The sequence below is a fragment of the Bradyrhizobium sp. CIR18 genome (assembly GCF_014198295.1).
In the GTDB taxonomy this organism is placed as follows: domain Bacteria; phylum Pseudomonadota; class Alphaproteobacteria; order Rhizobiales; family Xanthobacteraceae; genus Bradyrhizobium.
On the sequence record NZ_JACIHF010000008.1, the window covers coordinates 284,379 to 306,963 of the forward strand.

At 64.4% G+C, this 22,585-nt stretch carries 22 protein-coding genes; 10 read left to right on the plus strand and 12 right to left on the minus strand.

The window, feature by feature from the left end; all coding sequences use genetic code 11:
* The first annotated feature begins 1 nt into the window (after nt 1).
* Complete coding sequence (locus tag GGD65_RS25045) at nt 2-1,114, plus strand: M48 family metallopeptidase (protein ID WP_183236921.1); 1,113 nt, start codon at nt 2-4, stop codon at nt 1,112-1,114.
* Between the two features lie 69 nt (nt 1,115-1,183).
* Here the strand turns inward: GGD65_RS25045 and upp are convergent, their stop codons facing one another.
* The 4 genes from upp to GGD65_RS25065 form a co-directional block, all read right to left on the minus strand.
* Nucleotides 1,184-1,813 carry a uracil phosphoribosyltransferase gene (gene upp, locus GGD65_RS25050; protein WP_018317218.1) on the minus strand — a complete coding sequence of 210 codons (630 nt, stop codon included), beginning with the start codon at nt 1,811-1,813 and terminating at the stop codon, nt 1,184-1,186.
* Between the two features lie 168 nt (nt 1,814-1,981).
* Nucleotides 1,982-3,220, minus strand: a complete 1,239-nt coding sequence (locus tag GGD65_RS25055) for a URC4/urg3 family protein (RefSeq protein ID WP_183236922.1) — start codon at nt 3,218-3,220, stop codon at nt 1,982-1,984.
* A gap of 7 nt (nt 3,221-3,227) precedes the next feature.
* On the minus strand, nt 3,228-4,484 hold the full coding sequence (locus GGD65_RS25060) for a GTP cyclohydrolase II (protein ID WP_018317216.1): 1,257 nt from the start codon (nt 4,482-4,484) through the stop codon (nt 3,228-3,230).
* Between the two features lie 276 nt (nt 4,485-4,760).
* Nucleotides 4,761-5,396 (minus strand): VOC family protein, encoded by a 636-nt coding sequence (locus GGD65_RS25065; protein WP_183236923.1) that lies wholly within the window; start codon nt 5,394-5,396, stop codon nt 4,761-4,763.
* A gap of 261 nt (nt 5,397-5,657) precedes the next feature.
* Between GGD65_RS25065 and GGD65_RS25070 the strand changes: the two genes are divergently transcribed.
* Together GGD65_RS25070 and GGD65_RS25075 are read left to right on the plus strand one after the other, a co-directional pair.
* Entirely contained in the window at nt 5,658-6,782 is a 1,125-nt protein-coding gene (locus GGD65_RS25070) for a threonine synthase (RefSeq protein WP_183236924.1), read from the plus strand.
* Nucleotides 6,783-6,944: 162 nt separating this feature from the next.
* Nucleotides 6,945-7,751: a class I SAM-dependent methyltransferase gene (locus GGD65_RS25075; RefSeq protein WP_092260762.1), complete on the plus strand. Its 807-nt coding sequence runs from the start codon at nt 6,945-6,947 to the stop codon at nt 7,749-7,751.
* Nucleotides 7,752-7,950: 199 nt separating this feature from the next.
* Here GGD65_RS25075 and GGD65_RS25080 read toward each other — a convergent pair whose 3' ends face one another.
* Together GGD65_RS25080 and GGD65_RS25085 are read right to left on the minus strand one after the other, a co-directional pair.
* Nucleotides 7,951-8,766 (minus strand): DUF2927 domain-containing protein, encoded by an 816-nt coding sequence (locus tag GGD65_RS25080; RefSeq protein WP_092260764.1) that lies wholly within the window; start codon nt 8,764-8,766, stop codon nt 7,951-7,953.
* A 198-nt stretch (nt 8,767-8,964) separates the two neighbouring features.
* The gene (locus GGD65_RS25085) at nt 8,965-9,543 is read right to left on the minus strand and encodes a L,D-transpeptidase (protein ID WP_183236925.1); all 579 of its coding nucleotides are present in this window, start codon (nt 9,541-9,543) and stop codon (nt 8,965-8,967) included.
* 267 nt (nt 9,544-9,810) lie between these two features.
* On the opposite strand from GGD65_RS25085, the gene GGD65_RS25090 reads away from it, so the two are divergent.
* Both GGD65_RS25090 and GGD65_RS25095 read left to right on the plus strand, forming a co-directional pair.
* Entirely contained in the window at nt 9,811-11,358 is a 1,548-nt protein-coding gene (locus GGD65_RS25090; protein WP_183236926.1) for an acetolactate synthase large subunit, read from the plus strand.
* 192 nt (nt 11,359-11,550) lie between these two features.
* Nucleotides 11,551-12,069, plus strand: a complete 519-nt coding sequence (locus tag GGD65_RS25095; RefSeq protein WP_183230373.1) for a hypothetical protein — start codon at nt 11,551-11,553, stop codon at nt 12,067-12,069.
* Between the two features lie 41 nt (nt 12,070-12,110).
* Here GGD65_RS25095 and GGD65_RS25100 read toward each other — a convergent pair whose 3' ends face one another.
* Complete coding sequence (locus GGD65_RS25100) at nt 12,111-12,344, minus strand: DUF3551 domain-containing protein (RefSeq protein ID WP_183236927.1); 234 nt, start codon at nt 12,342-12,344, stop codon at nt 12,111-12,113.
* A 256-nt stretch (nt 12,345-12,600) separates the two neighbouring features.
* On the opposite strand from GGD65_RS25100, the gene GGD65_RS25105 reads away from it, so the two are divergent.
* From GGD65_RS25105 to greA, 3 genes are all read left to right on the plus strand, one after another.
* Entirely contained in the window at nt 12,601-12,936 is a 336-nt protein-coding gene (locus GGD65_RS25105; RefSeq protein ID WP_183236928.1) for a hypothetical protein, read from the plus strand.
* 174 nt (nt 12,937-13,110) lie between these two features.
* Nucleotides 13,111-13,596: a hypothetical protein gene (locus GGD65_RS25110; RefSeq protein WP_183236942.1), complete on the plus strand. Its 486-nt coding sequence runs from the start codon at nt 13,111-13,113 to the stop codon at nt 13,594-13,596.
* Between the two features lie 60 nt (nt 13,597-13,656).
* On the plus strand, nt 13,657-14,139 hold the full coding sequence (gene greA / locus GGD65_RS25115; RefSeq protein ID WP_183236929.1) for a transcription elongation factor GreA: 483 nt from the start codon (nt 13,657-13,659) through the stop codon (nt 14,137-14,139).
* Between the two features lie 122 nt (nt 14,140-14,261).
* On the opposite strand, the gene GGD65_RS25120 is transcribed toward greA, so the two are convergent.
* The 4 genes from GGD65_RS25120 to GGD65_RS25135 all read right to left on the minus strand — a co-directional run bounded on the left by GGD65_RS25120 (nt 14,262) and on the right by GGD65_RS25135 (nt 17,596).
* The gene (locus tag GGD65_RS25120; RefSeq protein WP_183236930.1) at nt 14,262-15,035 is read right to left on the minus strand and encodes an SDR family NAD(P)-dependent oxidoreductase; all 774 of its coding nucleotides are present in this window, start codon (nt 15,033-15,035) and stop codon (nt 14,262-14,264) included.
* Between the two features lie 47 nt (nt 15,036-15,082).
* A complete protein-coding gene (locus GGD65_RS25125; RefSeq protein WP_198293688.1) occupies nt 15,083-15,478 on the minus strand; it encodes a cupin domain-containing protein in 396 nt (131 codons plus the stop codon).
* A gap of 130 nt (nt 15,479-15,608) precedes the next feature.
* The gene (locus GGD65_RS25130; RefSeq protein ID WP_183236931.1) at nt 15,609-16,394 is read right to left on the minus strand and encodes a carboxymuconolactone decarboxylase family protein; all 786 of its coding nucleotides are present in this window, start codon (nt 16,392-16,394) and stop codon (nt 15,609-15,611) included.
* Nucleotides 16,391-17,596: an arabinose transporter gene (locus GGD65_RS25135; RefSeq protein ID WP_246783394.1), complete on the minus strand. Its 1,206-nt coding sequence runs from the start codon at nt 17,594-17,596 to the stop codon at nt 16,391-16,393. Before GGD65_RS25135 ends, GGD65_RS25130 begins: the two co-directional genes overlap by 4 nt.
* Nucleotides 17,597-17,695: 99 nt before the next feature.
* Between GGD65_RS25135 and GGD65_RS25140 the strand changes: the two genes are divergently transcribed.
* Complete coding sequence (locus tag GGD65_RS25140) at nt 17,696-18,595, plus strand: LysR family transcriptional regulator (RefSeq protein WP_183236932.1); 900 nt, start codon at nt 17,696-17,698, stop codon at nt 18,593-18,595.
* A 218-nt stretch (nt 18,596-18,813) separates the two neighbouring features.
* Nucleotides 18,814-19,491: a hypothetical protein gene (locus GGD65_RS25145; RefSeq protein WP_183236945.1), complete on the plus strand. Its 678-nt coding sequence runs from the start codon at nt 18,814-18,816 to the stop codon at nt 19,489-19,491.
* Between the two features lie 2,444 nt (nt 19,492-21,935).
* Here the strand turns inward: GGD65_RS25145 and GGD65_RS25150 are convergent.
* Nucleotides 21,936-22,241: a hypothetical protein gene (locus tag GGD65_RS25150; protein ID WP_026201808.1), complete on the minus strand. Its 306-nt coding sequence runs from the start codon at nt 22,239-22,241 to the stop codon at nt 21,936-21,938.
* Nucleotides 22,242-22,585 lie beyond the last annotated feature (344 nt).

Below are 22,585 nucleotides of genomic sequence, written 5' to 3' on the forward strand. Positions count from 1 at the left end.
TGTGAGTGACGTATTTGCCGAGGCGCCGGCGCAGGCCGCCAAGCCGACCATCTTCTTCGACGGCACGTCGAGCCGCCGGCGGCAGGTGACGCTGACGTTCGCTGATGCGCTCGAGATCCTCGAGGAGGGCGGAACGCCGGTTCGCTGGTCCTATGCCGACATTCGCCGCGCCGACAGTCCGCCGGGAATCCTGCGTCTTGCCTGCACCGCCGCGCCGCCATTGGCGCGGCTGGAAATCCGCGACGCTGTACTCGCGGCGGACGTGACCGTCCGCTGCACCCATCTCGACGAGCACCGAACCTCGCGCCGTGGCGTCGCAAGGATCGTCGGCTGGTCGGTGGCTGCCACCGTCTCCATCGTCTGCGTCGTGCTGTTCGGCGTGCCGCTCGCCGCCGACCGGCTTGCACCGCTGGTGCCGAAACCGATCGAGCGGCGCATCGGCGATGCCTCCGAAGTCCAGGTGAAGACCATCTTCGGCCGCAGCGTGTGCGAAGACCCCGCGGGCAAGGCCGCGTTCACAAAGCTGGTCAACCGCCTGCGCGATGCCGCCGGCCTCGACGACGATTCCATGACAGCGGGCGTGCTGCCAACCGCGGTGCCGAACGCGTTCGCGCTCCCCGGCGGCAAGGTCTACGTGCTGAGGGGCCTGCTCGACAAGGCGCAGAACCCCGACGAGCTCGCCGGCATCCTCGCGCACGAGCTCGGCCATCTCAAGCATTACGACAACATGCGCGGGCTGATCTACAACGGCGGCACCTCATTCCTGATCGGCCTGTTGTTCGGCGACGTCACCGGCTCATCCGCCGTGATCTTTGCCTCGCGCACCGTCGTCGAAGCCTCCTATTCGCGCGAGGCCGAGACTACTGCCGATACGTTCGCGATCGAGATCATGCACAAGCTCGGCCGCTCGCCGAAGCCCGCTTTTGAGCTGATGTACCGCATCACCGGCAAGGAAGGCGGCTCCACGCTCACGTCGATCCTCGCCAGCCACCCGCTGACCGAGGACCGCCTCGCCCGCATGACCAGGGAAGATCGCCCCGTCAGCGGCCCGCCGCTGCTGACGGACAAGGAATGGCAGTCGCTGAAGGGAATTTGCGGCAGCGGGAAGATCTGAAGGTTGATCGCTGCAACGGCGGAGGTGCGCTCCCTCTCCCGCTTGCGGGAGAGGTGCATTAGAGCGCGCCTACCGCGTCCCGTAAGCGCGGTCGCCGGCATCGCCAAGGCCCGGCAGGATGAACCCGTTCTCGTCGAGACCTTCGTCCACCGCCGCGGTCCAGATCGGCACGTCCGGATGCAAGCCGCGCAGCCGTTCGAGTCCTTCCGGCGCGGCGATCAGGCAGGCGAGGCGGATGTCCCTGGCGCCGCGCTCTTTCAGGCGGTCGATGGCGGCGACGGCCGTGTTGGCGGTGGCTACCACCGGGGTCACCACGATCGCGAGGCGCTCGCCGAGGTCGGACGGCGATTTGAAGAAATACTCGACCGCCGCAAAGCTGTGCGGCTCGCGGTAGAGCCCGATATGGGCGACGCGCGCAGTCGGCACCAGGTCCATCATGCCGTCGACGAAGGTGGTGCCGGCGCGCAGCATCGGCACGAACACCAGCTTCTTGCCGGCGATCTTGGCCGAATGCATCGTCGCCAGCGGCGTCTCGATCACGGTGTCTGCGAGCGGCAGGTCGCGCGTCACCTCGTAGCACAGCAGCATGCCGATCTCCTTGATCAGCTCCCTGAACGACTTTGTGGAGATCGATTTGTCGCGCACCAGCGTCAGCTTGTGCTGCACCAGCGGATGATCGACGATCGTGACGCCTTCCATGATGGGATGCTCTTCTTCTTCCCTTCTCCCCTTGTGGGAGAAGGTGGCGCGAAGCGCCGGATGAGGGGTATCTTTCCGCGTATTCCAATTGAGAGACCCCCCGCGGAGAGAGACCCCTCACCCGGCTTCGCTTTTGCGAAGCCACCCTCTCCCATAAGGGGAGAGGGTTTAGAAAACCGTGCCGTCGCTGATCACCTTGAGCGGCGGTGAACCGTCGGGCCGGCGCGCAAACGCAATGGCGCGGCCGGCGGCCCAGGTGCCGCCTTCCAAAATGCTGGCGAGCGGCAATGTCTCGCGCGTGCGGCCGAGCTTGGCGCGAACCAGCTCGGCAAGCTGGTCCAGCAGCGCGACCGTCAGCGCACGCCATTCCACGACGAGCAGCGAGTCCACCGCATGCGCACGCTCGGCATCCGCGGCGTCGCGCAGGCGCAGCACCTCGTAATCGACGAACAGTCCGCCGTTGCGGTATTCCGCAAGCCCCGTCAGGCCGTCGATGTCGGTGACGTCGAGGCCAGCGCGCTGCAGCGGTTCGATCAGCGAATAGCTCAGCCATTGCGACAGCTTGTGCAGCGGCACGAGGCCCGCGGTCGCATCATCCGCCCTAAGCGCCGGATGGCGCCAGCAATCGCCGAGCGGAATCTTTGCAAGCTCCAGCCGCGACGGCCAGATCGGTCCGAGCTGGTTCAGCACCGCCGACAGGATCGCAGGCGCGGCAATGGCGCCGCCCTTCGCCTGTGCCGCGATGTGATCAAAAAGCCCGCCCGGCCGCGGTGTATCTTGCAGGCCGAAAATCTCGGCGCGCTCCGCGACCAGCTTGCCCAGACGCCGCAACAGATCCGTGCGCCCCTCGAGCCCGAGCAGCGCATTGGTGTCGCTGACCTGAAAAGCGGAGGTGAGTGCGGCGAGCGGCAGCTGCGCGAGCACGTTCGCATCGGCCCTGAATGGCGAGCCGGCGTCGCGCGAAAAAAGACCGCTCGCAAACATGTCGAGGCTGGCGATCGCAAGCCCCTCGGACCGGCCGATGCCTTGTCCCGTCACTGCGTCGCGATAGCGCCACGCGGCGCCCGCGCCGGCATCGAGCAGCACGCTGACGATGGCGAGGTCGAACTCCGCGCGCGCCCGCGCGGCGCGGTCCGGCCACGAAGCCGCGTCGGCAAGCTTCGCCCAGCGGTCGGCGCCGCCAAGCACAAAATGCCGCCAGCGCGCATGGAATGGAATCTCCAGCGCCGGATAGGCTTTGCGGGTCACCGCGAGCACGGCCTCCGCGACACCATCCATCCGGTCGAGATCGATCGTGAAGTGGCGGAGGCCGCCGGCAAGGCCGATCTCCAGCATCTGCGCGGCCCGCGCGCGCACCGCATCTGCGGTGAGCAGCGAGCGTGCTTGCAATTCCAAAGCCTCCGGCATCGCGCGATCAGTATTTTTCCAGCGAACGCCCGACCACGCCGTCCACGTCCTTCTCGGGCGCGATGTCGGTCGAGTAATAGCCGGCGGCTTTCTTCGCGGCGATCTCGACATAGGCGTCGGCGGGAATCAGCTCCGGCGGGATCGGCACGCGCTCGACGATGTCGATGCCTTGCGAGGTCAGCGCGTCGTATTTCATGTCGCTCATCGACAGGAAGCGGTCGATGCGCTTCAGGCCGAGCCAGTGGATCGTATCCGGCATCAATTGCTGGAAGCGGGCATCCTGCACGCCGGCGACGCATTCGGTGCGCTCGAAATAGGCGGCGGCCGCATCGCCGTCCTCCTGGCGCTTGCGCGCGTTGTAGACCAGGAATTTGGTGACCTCGCCGAGCGCGCGGCCTTCCTTGCGATTGTAGACGACGAGCCCGAGCCCGCCTTCCTGCGCGCCGCGCGCGGATTCCTCGATGCCGTGGATGAGATACGGACGGCAGGTGCAGATGTCGGAGCCGAACACATCGGACCCGTTGCACTCGTCATGCACGCGGCAGGTGATCTTGGTGCGATGGTCCGGCAGTTTCGTCACATCGCCGAACATGTAGACGGTGGTACCGCCGATCGGCGGCAAAAACACCTTCATGTCCGGCCGCGTCACCAGCTCGGGGAACATGCCGGCGGTCTGCTCGAACAGCGTGCGCCGCAGCTCGGTCTCGGCGGTGCCGAAGCGCGCCGCAAGCCCCGGCAGGTACCAGACCGGATCGATCGCGATTTTCACGACGGAGACGCTGCCATTGGCATGCACGACCTCGCCGTCGGCGCGTAGCCGTTTTGCGGCCAGCGCCTCGCGGATCTCCGGCAGGTCGAGCCGCGCCCGCGTCACGGCGATGCTCGGGCGGATGTCGGAGCCTTCTGCGATCTCCTTGCCGAAATTCTCCGCGACCAGATGCCCCCAGGGATCGAGCGCGACGATCTTGGCGGGATCGCGCCATTGCTCGAACGGTCCGATGGTCGCCGCCGGAAACGTATTGGTGAGGTCGGGCCTGCGAATCGGATCGAGCGCGCCTGCGGACACCGCGAGCGCACGGTACATCGCGTAGGACCCGCCATGGCTGCCGATCACGTTGCGATCCCCGGCGCGCGAGACCGTGCCGATGATCGGCCCGCGGGCGCGCGCGTCAGCGGCGCCCCAGTGGATCGGGAAGGCGGACTTCCGGCCCGGCTCCGGATGCGAAGTCAGGCGGATGTGGTCGGTACGGTTCGCGCGGCTCATGACCAAACTCCCAAAAAGCCAACGGCCCGCCGCTCGGACGGGCCTGGCTCGGTCGCGTTGCCGACGCGGAACATCGGCGACGCAAGCTCAATCCAACATATTGTAGCGGCAAGACGCGACAGACAAGTTAATCGTGCTGCGCGCGCAGGGCCTCCGCTGCCGATGCCGGTCACCAGCCATTGCCATGCCCAGCTGAATGGCGCACGGCACCGGTATACAGGCTATATCTATGTAGTTATTTGTGTTTTTGAAGGGGCCACCGGCCGGCGAGGCCGGCTAGACCAGCTGCCGGTCGCCTCCCGGCGTCCGGATCACCGCGCGAAACGAGGGCGCGGAATCGTGACTGAAGCGGATGCGCGGATCGTCCAGAAAGCCCGCCAGCGACGCGGCGATCGTGTCCGCCTCGGGGTGCCGTATCTCGAATTCCACCAGGGAGCAGCCGAGATCGGCCATGCGCGAGGCTGGATGCGGTCCGGCCGGCCACTCGATCACGGTCGGAAACGCGCCGTCGAACGGCATCGAGCCGTCGGGCGGGACGGAGATCAGCCATTCGAGATGGCCGCGCGTCACCGTGATGGCGGGTTTTGCGACATGCGGGATCGTCGCGAGCGCGGACGTGATGTCGGACGTGCTCACGACCCAGGTCATGAGCCGCGGCGAAACCGCGAGCGCCGCGCGCGTCCATGCATCGTCCAGCGCGAACCAGCGTGGCCGGGTGGGCGCGGGAGCCGACGGGTTCGGCGCGATCACTTCGAGGAACGCTGTCTCGCTCAGTCGCAGCAGATGATTGTGCGTGCCCATCAGCGGATGCGCGCCGCCGGCCAGCGGCGCAATGCCGAGCGCGGTCTCGACATAGGCAACGCCCTCGGCAAGGTCGTTCGCGGCGACGGTGATGTGGTCAAGACGAAGCATGGCTAGCGATCCGATTTCTTCTCGAGCTCTTCCAGGCTATGGCCATATCGTGCGACCAGGTTGAATCTGCGCACGGTCGAGCTCGCGCTGACTGTAACCTTTGGTCCATCGAACTGCCATCGCCTGTCCGCGCTCCCTGCAAGTGAGACGGCGTATCGTGCACAAATCGGGCTGCGTCCACACCCTTGCAAACGCGTGACTGGATAAAGCCCATATATTCAGACATATCGACTGGATCGGTTGACCGCCCCGGAGACCCCCATGCCCGCCAGCTACATCGACCCCCGCAACGGAAAGCTCTATGCGCTGGACCAGCCGCGCTGGTGCTCGGACGAGCGCACGCCGCTTCTGGTGGCGCCGGGGGCGGGGATCTCGCGTGAGGACATCGACGGCCGCACGCGCTCGCTCTGGCGCTACCGCGCGGCGCTGCCGGTCGAGATCAAGACTCCGATCACGCTCGGCGAGGGGTGCACGCCGCTGGTGCAGCAGGACTGGGGCGATCTGCGGCCGTTGTTCAAGCTCGAATGGTTCAACCCGACCGGCAGCTTCAAGGACCGCGGCTCGGCCGTGATGCTGTCCTTCCTGCGCCAGATCGGCGTCGATGCCATTCTCGAAGATTCTTCCGGCAATGGCGGCTCGTCGATGGCGGGGTTAGGGGCCGCCGGCGCCATGCGCGTGAAGATTTTGGCGCCGGCCTCGACGTCGCCGGCGAAGATCGCGCAGGTGCGCGCTTACGGCGCCGAGGTGCAGCTCGTCGAGGGCCCGCGCGAGGAATCGGAAGCCGAGGCGATCCGCCAGTCGCAACAGACCTTCTATGCCAGCCACAATTGGCAGCCGTTCTTCCTCGAAGGCACCAAGTCGCTCGCCTATGAAATCTGGGAAGATCTCGGCTTCCGCGCCCCCGATAACATCATCGTCCCCGTTGGCGCCGGCAGCTCTCTGCTCGGCTGCGCCTTCGGCTTCCGCGAGCTGTTGAGGGCCGGCCAGATCGCGAAGCTGCCGCGGCTGTTCGCGGCGCAGCCACTCAACTGTTCGCCGATCGATGCGAGTTTTCAGGCCGGTGTCGATACACCTGTCGCGCGCGAGGTCAACAAGACCATCGCCGAAGGCACCGCCATCAAGCACCCGCTGCGCCTGCGCGAGATCATCGCGGCCTTGCGCGAGAGCGGCGGCGGCACCGTCGCGCTCACCGAGGACGAGATCGTCGCCGCCCTGCGGCGACTGGCACGGCAGGGCCTGTTCGCCGAGCCGACCAGCGCCAGCGCGGCTGCGGCGCTGGACAAACTCTCGGCCACCGGCGCCATCAAGGCGACCGACACCACGGTCGCCGTCCTCACCGGCACCGGCCTGAAGGCCGCAACCACCGTCGCCGATCTCGTCCAGTAGGGTCCGATCTGTTGGGCCGTGTTGCGGCGCGGCCGCCGCGGGACGAGGGCGTTGCAGAAGGCCCGGGCATCCGCGTTGCCGCGGAGCCATGCGGCCGCGTTGAACCTTCGGCGCCCGTCGCCAGCCTCATGAAGATCCAGCTCGCGCAAAGGGGAGAGTTCCATGACCGCGCAGGATCCGTTTGCAGGTTTCAAGGCAGTCCAGAAGGAAGCCTGGTCGCTGTTCACGCCGATGGAAGTTTTCACGACACCGACCGCCGCCAAGCTCGTCGGTTTTGCCGGCGTTGCCGCCGGCCAACGCCTGCTCGACGTCGGATGCGGCACCGGCGTTGTCGCGATCACGGCGGCGCGCCGCGGTGCGAAGGTCAGGGGTCTCGATCTGTCGCCGGTCCTGATCGAACGCGCCCGCGAGCATGCGCAATTGATGAACCTCGATGTCGACTTCAAGGACGGCGATGCCGAAAGCCTGCCCTATGGCGACAACGAGTTCGACGTGGTGCTCAGCCAGTTCGGCCACATGTTCGCGCCGCGCCCGGACGTCGCGATCGGCGAGATGCTGCGCGTGCTGAAGCCCGGCGGTACCATCGCCTTCTCCACCTGGCCGCCGCATCTGTATGTCGGGCGGATGTTCGCGCTGATCGGCCGCCATCTGCCGCCGCCCGAGGGCGTGGCATCGCCGGTGTTGTGGGGCGATCCGAAGATCGTCGCCGAGCGTCTCGCGGGGAAAGCGAAGGACCTCTCCTTCGAGATGGACATGATGACACCGTCCGCCCTCAGCCCGCAGCATTTCCGCCGCACCATGGAAACGACGATCGGGCCTTTGATCAAGCTCGTCGCCCAATACAAGGACGAGCCGGACAAGCTCAAGAGCTTCCGAGCCGAATTCGAGGCGCTGATCTCGGAATATTTCGACCCCGGCCACAATGTGATGCGCCAGCAGTTCCTGATGTCGAAGGCAAGCAAGGTGTGAGGCTGAAGCGATAAGCCGCCGCGATCGCACGTGCTTTTCCTTCTCCCCTTGTGGGAGAAGGTGGCGCGAAGCGCCGGATGAGGGGTCTCTCTCCACTCAATGAAATTGAACTTGCGGAGAGAGACCCCTCACCCGTCTCGCCGCTATGCGGCGAGCCACCCTCTCCCACAGGGGGAGAGGGTGCAGCGAGCAAGCGCCTTCACTCCTTCAGATCATTCACCTGCTTGACCCAGCTGCGCACGTCGGCGAGCACCGCGGGCAGCACCGCCTTGACCTCGGCCACGGTCATGCCGGGCTTGATGCGGGGATCGTACAGCAGATTGAGGATGTACTGGTCGTAGACGTCGAAATAGCCCATCGAGACGTTGTCGTTGAACATCGTCCACGGCACGCTCGCGGTGTCGTTGATGGGCCCGAGCGATTGCAGCAGCTCCTCATAGGCGCAGTCGAGAAAGACGAAATCGCCGTTGTCGACGGTGAGGATGACGTCGGAATGCTCGATCTCGAAATTGTCGTTCTTGCGGAAGCCGGACAGGCATTGCGGGTCGAGCGAGGTGCGGATCTCGCGCGCCTTCTCCGCACCGTAGAAGCTGGAGATGGTGCGGAAGAGGTCGCGGTCGCGCACCAGCTTCACCCGCACATTGGCCGCTTCGGCGGTCGCGATCATGGCGATGTCGAGATGTTGCACGCGATGGGCGATGTCGGCCACGACCCTGGCGAGCTGCGTCTTGCGGTCGGCGCGGTCGCTCTCGGCGTACACGCGCACCGGCCCGTCGAATTTGCGAATGCGGTCGACGCGGCCGGCGAGGTGATATTCGGCGCCGAACGCCGTCTTCAGGAAGCCCTCGACGATCTCTCCGTCGGTAAAATTCTTCTTCTCGGAGCGCTGGCGCGAGGAGACCGCGGGCAACTCGCCCGCCACCGCGGTGGTCGCGGGATCGGGCGCGCATGTGAGCGCGGCGAGCGCCAGCAGGGCGATGCGAAGGGCAGCCGAGGACGGATTGAGTGCGCTCATCGTCGTGCGACGCTGCCGTATTCACGTCGCGCGCACAAGGCCGCAGATTCACGCGGCCTGCGGGTTCCCGGCATTGTCTGTAGCAAGAGAGTTACAGTGTCGTAGGGTGGGCAAAGGCGCGAAAGCGCCGTGCCCACCATCGCGCCGCAACCGCAGTCAGTGGTGGGCATGCCTCCGGCTTTGCCCCGGAAGCGTGCGTCAGTTGTTCAGCACCACCACCGTGGTACCGACCGAGACGCGGCCGTAGAGATCGCTGACGTCGTCATTGGTCATGCGGAAGCAGCCCGAGGAGACCGCCTGGCCGATCGTCTCCGGCTCGTTGGAGCCGTGGATGCGGTAGAGTGTCGAGCCCAGATACATCGCGCGCGCACCGAGCGGATTCTCGACGCCGCCCTTCATGTGGCGCGGCAGGTCCGGCCGGCGGGCCAGCATCTGCGACGGCGGCGTCCAGTCCGGCCATTCCTTCTTGGCGGTGATCCTGTGGACCCCGCCCCAGCGGAAGCCGTCGCGGCCGACGCCGATGCCGTAGCGCAGCGCCTGGCCGTTCTGCAGCACCAGATACAGCCGCCGCTCGCTGGTGTTCACCACGATCGTGCCGGGGGCGTAATTGCCGTTATACATGACGGTGGTGCGGGGGATCGGATTGGCGCCGGAACGGAAGAAGTTCGGTCCGCCGCCCATGATGTCGCGCGAGTCGAACTCTTCGGCGACCGCGCCGCCCGCCATGGCCGACAGCAGTGCGATGGCGGCAATCGGCGCGGCAAAAAACCGGATCATTGTTTCCCCCAGCAAAAAATCGATTCAACAAGGGCCACAGGCCATATTTGCGGGCTTTTCGCAAGCCACGGCCCCGTGAGGGATGCCATGCTTAACGATTGACGTCACCAGATCCGCAACCGCGCCAATTTGACGAAAAGCGTTATCCAAGCCAGCGCATCCTCGCGCGGAGCAGGGCCGCGATGGCCCCTATTGCTTTGACGGGGCCTGCGAACAATGATTGGTCGGATACCTCACTCGAAATCGGCGGTTGCGGGAGCAAGAAGAATGAACGGTGCGGAAAGCCTGGTGCGGACGATGGTCAAGGGCGGGGTGGACATTTGCTTCTCCAACCCGGGAACCTCCGAGATGCATTTTGTCGCAGCGCTCGACCGGGTCCCCGGCATGCGCTGCGTGCTCGGCCTGTTCGAGGGCGTGGTGACGGGCGCGGCCGACGGCTACTACCGCATGAAAGGTACGCCGGCCTCGACCCTGCTGCATCTCGGCCCCGGCCTCGCCAACGGTCTTGCCAACCTGCACAACGCCAAGAAGGCCAATTCCGGCATCGTCAATATCGTCGGTCAGCATGCCGTCTATCACATCGACTACAACGCGCCGCTGACCTCCGACATCGAGGGGTTGGCCCGGCCGATGTCGTCCTGGGTCCGGACCTCGCCGAACTCCAAATCGGTGGCCGCCGACGGCGCCGCCGCGATCGCCGCCGCCAAGAGCGCGCCGGGTCAGATCGCGACCCTGATCCTGCCTGCCGACACCGCCTGGAACGAGGCCGACGGCATCGCCGAGGTTCCGGCCGAGCAGCAGCGCGCGAGCTATTCGCCGCAGGCGGTCGAGCGGGCCGCGAAGATCCTGCACGGTGACGGCGAGGGCACGCTGCTGCTGATGACCGGCAGCGCGCTGAGCGAGCAGGGCCTGGCGCTGGCCGAGCGCATCGCCTCCAAGACCGGCTGCACCGTGATGGGCCCGACCTTCCGCCCCAAGATGGCGCGCGGCCGCGGCCGCTACTCGATCGACCGCATCCATTACGTGATCGAGAACGCGCTGCCGATGCTGGCCAGGTTCCGTCACATCGTGCTGGTCGAGTCTGACGATCCCGTGGCGTTCTTCGCCTATCCGAACAAGCCGAGCATGCTCAAGCCTGAGGGCTGCGACGTCCATCGCATGACCTCCTGGGGCGAGAACTCGGTCGCAGCGCTCGAGGCGCTTGCGGGTGCGGTGAAGGCGAGCGCCAAGGACGTCAAGCCGCAGGCCGTGCAGGAGCTGATCAAGCCGACCGGCGAGCTCACCTTCGCCTCGATCGCGCAGGCGATCGCCTGTGCGATCCCCGAGAACGCGATCATGGTCGACGAATCCCTCACCACAGGCCGCGGCTTCTTCCCGCCGACGGCGGCGGCGGCGCCGCACGACTGGCTGCAGAACATGGGCGGCTCGATCGGCTTCTCGACGCCGCTCTCGATCGGCGCTGCGATCGCCTGCCCGGACCGCAAGGTCATCACCATGGTCGGTGACGGCAGCGCGATGTACACGATCCAGTCGCTGTGGACGCAGGCGCGCGAGAACCTCAATATCGTCACCATCGTGTTCGCCAACCGCATCTACCAGATCCTGCGCGGCGAGTTCGACAATGTCGGCGCCGGCGAGCCCGGCCAGCGCGCCAACGACATGCTCCGCCTCGACCGGCCCACGCTGGATTTTGTCGCGCTGGCCAAGGGCATGGGCGTGCCCGGCCGCGCCGTCACCAATGCCGACGAGTTCAACAAGGCGCTGGCCGAAGCCGTCGCCGAGCCGGGGCCGCGGCTGATCGAAGTCCAGATGTAGGCGGTTGATTGAACAAGCTCTCTCCCCACGTCGTCCCGGCGAACGCCGGGACCCATAACCCCAGGGAGAGGTTTGACGAAGACTCGGAGTTCGGTACGTGCGCCGTGTACACTCGATAGACCTCGCGGTATGGGTCCCGGCGTTCGCCGGGACGACACCGAACCAGGTGCGCGAGATGGGCCCGGAGGCACGATGCAGACCGAGCTGAACAAGGTAATCGCGGCGCTGCGGGACTTCTACGCCCACGAAGGCTTCCTGTTCGAGAAGGACATCGGCGAACGCGCGGTCACGCACCGCTTCGCCGTGCATCTGGAAAAGCAGTTCTCCGGCTGGTCGGTCGACTGCAACTATGACCGGCTCGGCGAGCGCACGTTGCATCTGCCGCACGGCACCATCATCTCGACCGACGACCATCTCGGCAAGTCGATCTACCCTGATGTCGTCGTGCATCAGCGCGAGATCCCGAACAATCTACTCAGCGTGGAGATCCGCAAGGCAAGCAATCACACCCCGCTGGAGCACGACCAGCACAAGCTGAGGGCGCTGACCGACGTCCACGTCTGGTTTCCCTACTGGGTCGGCCTGCTGCTGGTGCTGGACAAGGACCAGGTGACGATGTCGGAGGTCTATGTCAGCGGCGCCGTCGACGACCCGCTGTCGCGCTGGTTCGCGGCGCGGCTCGAGGAGATCGGCCTTGGAGCTCGCGCATAGAGACGTGCGGCGTGCGCGACGCCGCGCACGCCGCGACGTGGTCAGTAGGCGTAGGGCTGCGAGTAGGCGTAGCGCGGGTTGATGCCGCAATAGGCCGATGTGCCGGAGGCCGTCGCCGCACATTGCTGGTAGCTGGCGAACTGGCAGTTGCCGGGATAACCCCAGTTGCGGCCCTGCAGGCAGTATCTGTCGCTTCCGGCCTGGGCCGGGGCCGCCGACAACGATGCGGCGATCAAGGTTGCGAACGATGCGAACGTGAGGATGGTGCGACGCATTTCAATCTCCTTCATGGTAGGTGGAACGGCCGAGCCTTGGCGTTCCCGTGGCTGTCTGACGCGGGGTCATGCTGTGTTGGTCTCCCCGGCGCCGGATGCGTTCGAAGCGAGGACCATCGTGACGCAGCCGGCGCCTTGCACTGTGATCTCGGCCACAGTTCGCGCACGGGTTCCGACCTATCCTCAGCGAACTTGCACGCCTCGATCCCGTGGGACTAGGCTTGCCTCGTTCGGATCAAGGCATTTGGAGGTTCTCATGCAGAAATCATATTTGCTGGCTGCGGTGGCAGCACTGGCGCTCATGATGCAAACGCCGCATGCCCTGGCCCAAAGCGCGCCGGCCGCCGGCGGAACAGCTGCGCCTGCGGCGACAACCGCTGCGCCGGCAACGACGGCGGCGCCGGCCGCGACCACCGATACTTCCAGCCAGCCGACCGACTCCAAGAAGAGTGCGTCGAAGAAGCCGGCGAAGAAGAAGATGACGCGGCAGCAGGAAATCGATCACTCCGTCGACACCGGCACCGTGCCTGCGCGCTATCGCAGTTCGGTGCCCAAGCAGTACCAGCAATATATTCCGTTCGCTAAGCAGTGATGGATCGCATGGCGGCGCGGGATGCTCAGCTTCGCGCCGCCTGTGCTTTCGAAGAACCGGCGCTTCGACGAACGGCCTGCGACCAACCGCCTCTGCCCGGCGAACTCCGGCCCCACATCCTCGGTGGCGGTCTGCGAGCGCAGTGCTAGAGTAGGCCGAATCCCGGGGGGAGTGATGAGTGACGACGTGAAGGATGCTGGCCTTGTGGCCATGATCAGCAGCATCCTTGGAGGCAACAAGCGCGCAGACAGTGTTGCACCGCCGCCGCTCACCGAGGGCCCGCCGACCGTGCCGTCGAACGGAGCGGACGCCGTCGCGGCGCCCGTCCCTGAGGCGACGTCGACCGGGCAGGAGGATGCGGTCAACGCTACGCCGGCCACCGTGGAACCGGTCGAGCCGCCTGCGAAAATCGTCACGACCCGGGATGGCAAGCAGTTGTTGCCGGCAGAAGCGATCGCCGATCTCGTGCTTGGCGAGCTCCGCAAGCTGGAGAATTTCCCGGCGACCGGCGCCTCGGTCACGGTCTACGGTTACAGGCACTGGAACGCCATGATCACCTTCGCGCCGTTCTCGACCAATTTCCAGAACGCGACGCGGTTCCGCCAGGCCATGCCGGACCTCGTCTTCAAGCTCCGTCGTTTCGTCGAACTTGAGATATAATCTAGGGCAATCGGCGGCGCGCGGCGCCGCCACCCCGGACAGTTCGACAGGATCTTTGAATTGAGCGTCGCCTTTACCAAGGAAGAAAGCGCCGAAACCGCGTCCGAGACGCTGTTGCCGGATCGCCCGATCTCGCCGCATCCCAACCTCGTGACGGAAGCAGGGCTGCAGGCGTTGCAGACGCAGCTTCAGCAGGCCCGCGAGGCCTATGAGGCCGCGCAGGCCATCGAGGACGTCAACGAAAAGCGCCGGCAGTCGGCGGTGCCGTTGCGCGACGCCCGCTATCTCACCGAACGGCTGCGCACGGCGCAGCTCGTTCCCGATCCGGCCTCGACCGAAACGGTCGCTTTCGGCAGCACCGTGACCTTCAGCCGCACCGACGGCCGCGTGCAGACCTACCGCATCGTCGGCGAGGACGAAGCCGACCCCAAGGCGGGGACGATCTCGTTCGTCGCGCCGGTCGCGCGGTCGCTGATGGGGAAGGCGGTGGGTGACGTCGTAGGGACGGGTGCGCACGAGATCGAGATCCTGTCGATCGGGTAGGGCGAGCCCGTATTGGTCTGCCTCAAGCATGATCCGGAAAAGTGCGAAGCGGTTTTCCGGAAAGATCATGCGCAAACAACAACCTAAAGCGCGATGATGATTCATCCAAATCGCATCGCGCTTTAGGCCTGCGGAAGCGGAACTCCGGTCAGCCTGCCCAATCTTTCGATGAGTGCGTCCTGAAAATCCGGATCGGTCGCCTCACTGGCCGGCTCCTCCCGCCGGAGATGATGCCAGTAGCGCCCGCTGACCAGAGCGGCGGGCTCCTCGCTCACCGCGAGCCAGGCTTGCGTCTGTTGTCCGGTGTGGAGATCGACCGCGGCGCCCGAGCCGCCCATTTTGGTGCGTACCCATCCGGGATCGACGGCGTTGCTCAGGACCTTGGGCCAGCGTCGTGCCAGACCGAACGCCAGCGCGACAACGTGCAGCTTGCTCTCGGCATAGGCCTTGGCCGAATCCCAGGCCCGCTGTGTCCAATCGAGGTCGTCGAGCGAGCCCTCTCCACCGCGGTGCAATCCGCTGCTGAGATACACCAATCGGTCGGGCCGCTCGATCAGGGCCGTCAGCATGTACGGCGCAAGCGTGTTGATCGCCAGGGTTTCGGCATGGCCTTCCGGCGTCGCGCCACGGCTAGGCCGTGTGTAGACACCGGCGTTGTGGATGATCGCATCCATGCGACCGATCGCGTTGACTTGGTCGGCGATGCTTCTTGCATCTGCGGCACTGCGGAGATCGCCGACCACGATCCCGGCGCAACGCGACGCGAACGCGCCGATATCGGCGGCGCGATCCGCCGACCGCGCGTGCAGCACCACGCGGTGACCTTGATCGACGAGCGATTGCGCCGCTGCCCGGCCGAGGCCGTCCGTGCTGCCGGTGATGAAGATGATCGCCATGCGCTGCTTCTCCGGATGTTTCAGGACGCACTCTACAGCGCCCGCCATCACTTCCGATATTGTTCGTCGCTCACTTTCTCCATCCAGTCGACGTTCTTGCCGCCGGAGGATTCCTGGATGGCAATATGGGTCATCGCCGTCGTCGGCGAGGCGCCATGCCAATGCTTCAGTCCCGGCGGAAACCACACGACGTCGCCCGGCCGGATCTCCTCGATGGTTCCGCCTTCGCGCTGAACCCAACCCAGTCCCGCGGTGACGATGAGTGTCTGTCCGAGCGGATGCGTGTGCCAGGCGGTGCGGGCACCCGGCTCGAACGTGACCTGGCCCGCGCCCACCCGAGCCGGATCAGGGGCCTGGAATAGCGGGTCGATGCGTACCGTGCCGGTGAACCAGTCCTGCGGTCCCTTCTGGGACGGGCGCGATCCGTTTCGCTTGATGTCGATGTCCAAGTCCATGGTCATGTGCGTCTCCTGTGCGTCCGACGCGCGCGCCTGCGCGCGGCTAATTCCGATGATAACGGCGGCGCTGCCGCCAATGAGCACGTCCCTGCGCCTGATCACGGCACGTCTCCGCTCAGCGCGGCCGCGTTTCGACGACGTCCTTGATCACCGGCGCCGCGGAGAATGCGTTGGGCCAGCCGGCATAGAAGGCGAGATGGCCGAGCACCTCGCCGGCTTCCTCCCGCGTCAACCCGTTGTCCATCGCGCGGTTCAAATGATAGGTGATCTGCGCGACCTGACCGGTCGCGATGAGAGCGCTCACGGTGACCAGGCTGCGGTCGCGTGGCGCCAGCGCCGGCCTCAGCCAGAGATCGCGGAACAGCACGTCGGTCGTGTACTGGACGAGGCTTGGCGTGATCTGCCCGAACTGCTCGCGGACGCGGGTCGCCCGCTGCTTCTCCGCGGCTTCGTCGAGCGGCAGTTGCGGCCCAGAGGCCGGCGGGAGCTGATCAGCCCCGATGTTGCGGCTCTTGAAGACGTCGCGCGCCGCCGGGATCGCATCCACCGCGTTCGCCCAGCCGGTGTAGAAGGCGAGGTGCGTGATGATCTCCGATATCTCCGCCGGCTTCACCCCGTTGTCGAGCGCGCGTGCGAAATAGTCGGGCAGCTCCACGGTCTGGTTGCGCGCGATCAGCGCCGCGACCGTGACGATGCTGCGGTCTCGCGGCGAAAGACCGGGACGCTTCCAGAGATCGCGGATGACGAACTTTTGCGCGTAGGCTTCGAGCGCCGGCGCAACGGCGCGGATGTCTTCCGATGTCGACATGGGATTTGCTCCTTTGACGGCTGCCGTGTCCGCGGCGGCCAGGCCGCCGGCGATGAGCCAGAATGACAACAAGGTGGTTGCGAGCGTTCTCATTGCGGATGTCCTTCGACGGTGAACGGGTGCGCCAGCAGCCACCAGGCGACCAGCGCGGCGCAGAGCACGGTGACGGCGCTGGCGAAAAACAAAACGTTCAGCCTTGCTCCGGTGGCGATCAATCCAAGCGCCGGGCTCGCGATCCCCTGGGCCAGGTCGAGAAAGGCGGTGTAGGCGCCCATGGCCAGGCCGCGGTTCTGCACGGGGACGCGGCGCACGGCCTCGACGCCGAAGCCGGGATAGATCAGCGAAAAGCCGAATCCGGTGAGCGCGGCACCGGCCAGCGCCATCTCGGGTCGTGCCGCAAGCCAGATCAGGGCCTGCCCGGCGGCTTCGACCAGGGCACAGAGAAGCGCAACCCTGGCGCCGCCGATCGCATCGGCCAGATGACTGAACAAGACGCGCGCCAGGATGAAGGCGAGGGCATAGGCCGTGTAAGCAAGCCATCCATTGGCCCATCCGCGGCTGGCAAACAGCAGGGCGACGAACGTCGTCACCGCGCCGAAGCCGACGCTGCCGAGGGCCGATCCGAGGCCCGGCACCCATACCGCGCCGAGCACTTTGGCGAACGACAGGCGCACTTGCTGCACCGGCGCCGCCGCGGGAAGCTGCATCACGAACAGCAGAGCCAGCAGCGGCGCTGCCGTCGTCGCGAGCGCGATCGCGGCAAAGCCGTAGGTGGCGTAAAGCGCTGAGCCTGCGGGGGCGCCGATAGCGAAGGCCGCGAACATCGCCGAACCGACCCAGGCGATGACCTTGCCGGTGTTGCCGCTCTCAACGAGGACCAGCCCCCAACTGACCGCGGCCGTGATGATGAAGCTCTCGGCGGCGCCGAGCAGGCCGCGGCCCAGCAGCAGAATGGTCACCGAGGCCAGCGGAGCCTCAGTGAAGCCGAGCGAGAGCAGGTAGAACAGCCCGGACGCCGCGGCCGCGATGAGGCCGGCGATGACACCGCGCTTCGCCCCGCTCCTGTCCGAGACGTGACCGGCCCATGGCCGCGAGACCAGGGATGCCGCGAACTGGCTGCCGGCGACCAGGCCGACCACGAACGTGCCGAACCCCAATCCGTCGTGCACATGAAGCGGAAGCACGGGCATCGCCATGCCGATGACGAGGAAGGCTGCGAAGACACCCGCCATGATCGGCAGCAAATTCGCCGTGACGCGAAGCGAGGCAACGGGCTGCATGGCTGTCACTGGCATGCTGATTCAGGGCTCCTGGTGGCTGCTCCGAACCTAGGACCTTCGCCGTGCCTTGATTAGGTGATAGATTTCGAATGAAGTTATTACAGTGACTAATCAATGCATCGGGACGACGCGAGCGACCTTCTTGCCTTCCTGGCCGTGGCGCGGGAGCGCAACTTCACGCGCGCGGCGGCGAAGCTGGGCATGACACAGTCCGCGCTGAGCCAGATCATCCGGAATCTGGAGGAGCGGCTGGGTGTCAGGCTGCTCAATCGAACGACGCGGAGCGTCACGCCGACGCAGGCCGGCGAGCGGCTGTTCCAGAGCATCGGCCCCAAGTTCACCGAGATGGACAACGATCTCGCTGCGCTCGGCGAGTTTCGCGAAAAGCCTGCCGGAACCGTGCGGCTGACCGCGACGGAATATGCCGCCAGCGAAATCCTGGTGCCGGCGCTGGGAAAGCTCCTGCCGAAATACCCCGACATCCATGTCGAGATCATCATCGACTACGGGCTCACCAACATCGTCGCGCAGCAGGTCGATGCGGGCATCCGTCCCGGCGAGCTTGTCGCCAAGGACATGATCGCCGTGCGCGTCAGCCCCGATCTCCGGATGGCCGTCGTCGGCTCTCCGTCCTACTTTGCTGGCCGCAAGCGCCCGAAGACGCCGCAGGATCTGACCCAGCATAATTGCCTCAATCTGCGCCTGCCCACGCACGGCGGCAGCCTCTATGCCTGGGAATTCGAGAAGAACGGGCGGGAGCTCAATGTGCGGGTGGAGGGCCAGCTCGTGTTCAACAGCGCGGGGCTTCTCTTGAACGGAGCGTTGAAGGGCCTCGGCCTTGCCTACCTCACCGAGGGACATGTGCAGCCGTATTTGTCAGAGGGACGTCTTGTCCGCGTGCTCTCGGATTGGTGTCCGCCGTTCTCGGGATACCATCTCTACTATGCCAGCCGGCGCCAGCCTTCCCCGGCCTTCTCGCTGCTGGTAGAGGCGCTGCGATACCGCGGCAAGTAGAACGGCAAGTCGAATCGGCGAGTCGAACGGAATGACCCGCGTCCGGCACTTCAGGCGCGCAGAACATCGAGATTTGATCGATTGCATGGGGTGTGCAGGGTGAGGCGAGGATTGCGGGAGCAATCCCATTCGCCTAAAGCATGAGCCATGCGTTTCCATTGTCTTGTCCTGATATCGATGATCTCCGCCGTGTCCGCGAAACAAAGCCCGATGGTTGGATGAGACGGTTTCTGTCGGGAGCGTTGCCGTTCTACGCGCTGGCTGTACTGGCCATGTGCATGTACCTCGTCCTGTACAGGACGAACCTTTTCGATCTGAACGCCATCGTCCATGGCGCGACAGGGTCGTCATGGTTTCTGGTCTTCATGTTCGTCTGCGTGCTGCTGGAAGCGGTCTTCCCGTATTTTGGCTATTTTCCCGGAACCGCCCTCATCCTGATGTCCGTGGCGCTCAATCCGAAGTCGGCGGATGCTTCCGTCTTTGTCGTGGCGTGGCTCGCCATCATCCTGGGCGCCGTCTTGAGTTACGGACAGGCTCGTTTCTTCAGGCCGTTCCTGCAGCGGGTGGCCTCGAAGGCGGCCCTGCGCCGATGCGAGTCCCTGTTCGACGCCTATGGCGCTTACGCCCGCATCGCCTTGTTCGTTCATCCCAACGCCTGCGCGATGTATTTCACGGCGCTCGGACTTCTCGGCCGCAGCCTGACGCGGGAGCTCGCCTATCTCTGTGTGGGTGCAGCCGCCGCCGTGGGCATTCTGTTCGTGATCGTGACCAGACTGGTGTCGTCGGTAGGCCCCACCGATGACGGCGAATTGCAGGTGCTGCTGGCGGCAGCGCTGGCCGCCATGGGGACGCTTATTGGTCTCTACGCGGCCTGGCGGCCGGAGCGGGTCGCCTGAAGCTTGCTCCGTCTTACACCTCCGCCGGCGGGCGCCGTGATCGCCTGCGATCGACAGGCTTCAGGGCGACGGCGCTGATCTAGCCACACGCTAATAATGCGCCTTTACCCGCCAGGCTTAGTGCAATACGCGAGCGGCTTCTGCTAGCCGGACTTTCTCTCTGAGGCCCTCGAGATCCTGTATTGCCTTAAGCAATCTCACCAAATCGGAAGCTATGTGTGCCAGAGTAGGCCTTTGCGGCTTTGGGGTTCGAGATTTCTGTTTCATCGCGAAACGGCTCCCTGCCAGGACCGGTAAAGATAGGCCGGGATTGGCAAGGACCGTGCCAGGGAAGCGCAACCGGCATTTCAGGCCAGAGAGCGCGCAGGAGGCAAGTGAAAGGGTTATCTGGCCGGTGCCGCTTTCCATCCATACGACTGGCGTGCGATCTGGCCAGTGATGTCGGTGTCCTTTTCGTCAGAGAGGCGCCAGGCCGCCACCCCGAAGCAGACGGTTAGAACCACGGCTGTTGTTAGAAGCAGCATCGATAGAAACTGGCTCACACCTACACCCCCGAATACGACGCATGAGCCAGCCACCATGGAACGTCGATTCGGAAAATGCAGATGCGTTGACCTAGTAGCAGGTATCCCCAAGCTACGCACAATGCGCAATATCCTTGGTTGCAATTGTTATTCGCTCAAGCCGTTGAGATTGAATCAGGTTCTGATCGACCAGCCGCTCAAGAACGCACGCTCAAACCCGCCCGCGGCTTGGGGGCGAAAGTGCAGGTGGCAGCATTTGGTGCTGGCGCGAACCGCGTTGAGATCGTTGCGGACTTCGCATCCCGCGTTGCCGAAAGAGCGGCCGAAACAAACGATGAAGATCCGATCGTTGCTAGCGCTACGAGCACTACCCCGAAAATTAGGCTGCGCATTTAATCCTCCCTCACTCCATCTCAGCATCGGACGGCGATGTTTCAGCGTCGCTTCGTTTGGCCGCCAAAACGGTTTCGTGCACGCGACCGTGAAGTGTGGATTGCTGTTTTGCTCCGGCCCATGGGCTCTCTAAGCCGGAGCAGAGCCCAGCCGGCGTCAGCCGCCCAGACTGCTCCAAGAACGCGCGCGGCCAGGGCTGCTGTGGACCGATAGCGCTTACAAGTCCGATGACTATTGGGACGAGCCCCGATAGGACAGGTGAGCTGAATGAATGGTCGGGAATGCAGCGGCCCCGGCACCCGTTCGCTGAGGCCGCTTTTATTTGCTCGGTAAGCGGAACGACTTTCCCAATTCCGAGTCGAATCCAAGCTCCCGGCAAGTCCCCAAATCAAAAGCCCCCGTCGGGAGCAAACCTTCCCCAAGGTTGGCGACCTCGGCCCCAAACCGAGGTCGCTTGTCATAAATGTGGAAAAAGGCGTCGGCAAGGCGTGTGCGAGCAACGCAAATCGCGCGCTTCTTGCTTTTGAATGCGCCGGTTGCAGTCGCGTGAGAGCGGAATTAAATCAAACCTGATTTCCGTGGCAAAGTGCTTTTAATTCAGTCATTTAAAGCTGGAGTGTCGCGGCAGAGACTTTCGGCTGCCGTGCCATGATTGCCGCAGCAGGAAGCTTAAAAGGTCATATCAACCGTTTCCAGCAAGCTTTGGGCTTGACCGGCGCATAATGCGAGTTCCCATTTAAATCTCCAGTTCGAGATGAGTCGGGATTTGCCGTGGGTATTTACTTGCTCTCGCTCGCGGCGTGCGTTGTCGGGGTTCTTCTATTCATGGCATTCCATCGATAGGGCCGACAACGGACGCAACAGTTACATTGAATCCTCAACCCAAGCCGAAATTAATGATTTTGGCCGGTTGTTTTTGACTGTGCACAGTTGCTCGCGTTCAATTCCAAAGGTGGAGGCGAACGTGTTTTTGAACTGGGTCCTCGTTATTCTTATCGGCGTCAGCGTTGCGGTCCTGATAGCCCACGCGATTGACGCGATGCGCTCCTGACGTGCGCTTCTGGAGATGATCTCTGATGGACCTTGTCGGTACGGGCAGCGCACAGCCCAGCGCGATGAAGTTCTTCAAGATCGATGAACTCCACGGCTCGCTGTCTTAATGAAACCCTGGCCGCAAAGCCGGCATGGAGCCAAGCCATAGATTGCGTGTGCCCAGCTTTGCGCAAACTGTTTCCCCACCAGGCATTGAACTTGTACGCTGACGGCGGCAACGGTCTGCCGAGAATTGCTTCAATTTCCGAGAACGTGAGCCGAATCGTTTGCGCTCCTGTGCGCTGTAGCTCTTCCCGTAGTGGATCGTAAACGGACATAACATTTGGCTCGTCGCGTTGGCCCGTAGGCGTCCCTGCCATGCTCCGGGTATCTGGTGCAGCTGATTGATCGCTCCGCTTCGCCCAGCATGAGTTGGCTCGCATCACCAGGATTCAATTGCTCCTGGATCAGCGACGATGGCGCAGCGAGTATCGATTAGTGCACTTTTTGCTCAAGGTCTCTCAGTAGCGAGTGCAGAAAGTCGCTGGCATGGTCATATTGAGCGTTGCCGTTCGTGATTTGACGGACGCGCGGGCTCACCAAGCGACCAACAGTTTCAGAGCGGAGCAGCTCAGCTCTGTCCGAACACTGCAGCAGTAAAGCATCGGGTAAATCTTCCGCAGATCCGAACAGCTTCAAGAGACAATGTTCGCCCTCGGTCTTACGGTCGTGATGCGCCCTCGCAGCATATAAAGCAAACAGCCCACGGAAAGCATCGCGGGAAACGGCAGGTTTTCCCATCGGAACGCCCTTAAAATTAAATCCATAATAAAGGCAAGTCTGAAGCATTGGTGCGGAAAAAGCTAGCGCAAAATTAAATCAACCCGTATCTCGCATTGGGAGATTAGAAGCGGTCCGAAATCAGCCGCCGCAATAGCCGCACCTGGATCCGGCGATCTGCCACCATGTGGACCCAAAGCAGCGCGACTTGTGGAGCTCGCTGCTTCGGTAGATCGAGGAGGCGAATTGACGCGTGGTCGATTGAAAATCAACTAACGATACGTCTGGTCGGAGGCACCTGATGGTGGAATAATTCCGACGCTTTCTTGATTGGATTTTGACGTCGGCCGCGAACCGGCTGGCGA

Excerpts from the sequence above, each read along its gene's own strand:
- GGD65_RS25100 (WP_183236927.1), bottom strand. The coding sequence starts at position 12,344 with ATGCGTCGCACCATCCTCACGTTCGCATCGTTCGCAACCTTGATCGCC.
- GGD65_RS25080 (WP_092260764.1), bottom strand. The coding sequence starts at position 8,766 with ATGAGCGCACTCAATCCGTCCTCGGCTGCCCTTCGCATCGCCCTGCTG.
- GGD65_RS25055 (WP_183236922.1), bottom strand. The coding sequence starts at position 3,220 with ATGCCGGAGGCTTTGGAATTGCAAGCACGCTCGCTGCTCACCGCAGAT.
- GGD65_RS25130 (WP_183236931.1), bottom strand. The coding sequence starts at position 16,394 with ATGAGAACGCTCGCAACCACCTTGTTGTCATTCTGGCTCATCGCCGGC.
- GGD65_RS25070 (WP_183236924.1), top strand. The coding sequence starts at position 5,658 with ATGCCCGCCAGCTACATCGACCCCCGCAACGGAAAGCTCTATGCGCTG.
- GGD65_RS25110 (WP_183236942.1), top strand. The coding sequence starts at position 13,111 with ATGAGTGACGACGTGAAGGATGCTGGCCTTGTGGCCATGATCAGCAGC.
- GGD65_RS25120 (WP_183236930.1), bottom strand. The coding sequence starts at position 15,035 with ATGGCGATCATCTTCATCACCGGCAGCACGGACGGCCTCGGCCGGGCA.
- GGD65_RS25135 (WP_246783394.1), bottom strand. The coding sequence starts at position 17,596 with ATGCCAGTGACAGCCATGCAGCCCGTTGCCTCGCTTCGCGTCACGGCG.
- GGD65_RS25060 (WP_018317216.1), bottom strand. The coding sequence starts at position 4,484 with ATGAGCCGCGCGAACCGTACCGACCACATCCGCCTGACTTCGCATCCG.
- GGD65_RS25090 (WP_183236926.1), top strand. The coding sequence starts at position 9,811 with ATGAACGGTGCGGAAAGCCTGGTGCGGACGATGGTCAAGGGCGGGGTG.
- GGD65_RS25085 (WP_183236925.1), bottom strand. The coding sequence starts at position 9,543 with ATGATCCGGTTTTTTGCCGCGCCGATTGCCGCCATCGCACTGCTGTCG.
- GGD65_RS25095 (WP_183230373.1), top strand. The coding sequence starts at position 11,551 with ATGCAGACCGAGCTGAACAAGGTAATCGCGGCGCTGCGGGACTTCTAC.
- GGD65_RS25145 (WP_183236945.1), top strand. The coding sequence starts at position 18,814 with ATGAGACGGTTTCTGTCGGGAGCGTTGCCGTTCTACGCGCTGGCTGTA.
- GGD65_RS25105 (WP_183236928.1), top strand. The coding sequence starts at position 12,601 with ATGCAGAAATCATATTTGCTGGCTGCGGTGGCAGCACTGGCGCTCATG.
- upp (WP_018317218.1), bottom strand. The coding sequence starts at position 1,813 with ATGGAAGGCGTCACGATCGTCGATCATCCGCTGGTGCAGCACAAGCTG.
- GGD65_RS25140 (WP_183236932.1), top strand. The coding sequence starts at position 17,696 with ATGCATCGGGACGACGCGAGCGACCTTCTTGCCTTCCTGGCCGTGGCG.
- GGD65_RS25065 (WP_183236923.1), bottom strand. The coding sequence starts at position 5,396 with ATGCTTCGTCTTGACCACATCACCGTCGCCGCGAACGACCTTGCCGAG.
- GGD65_RS25075 (WP_092260762.1), top strand. The coding sequence starts at position 6,945 with ATGACCGCGCAGGATCCGTTTGCAGGTTTCAAGGCAGTCCAGAAGGAA.
- GGD65_RS25150 (WP_026201808.1), bottom strand. The coding sequence starts at position 22,241 with ATGGGAAAACCTGCCGTTTCCCGCGATGCTTTCCGTGGGCTGTTTGCT.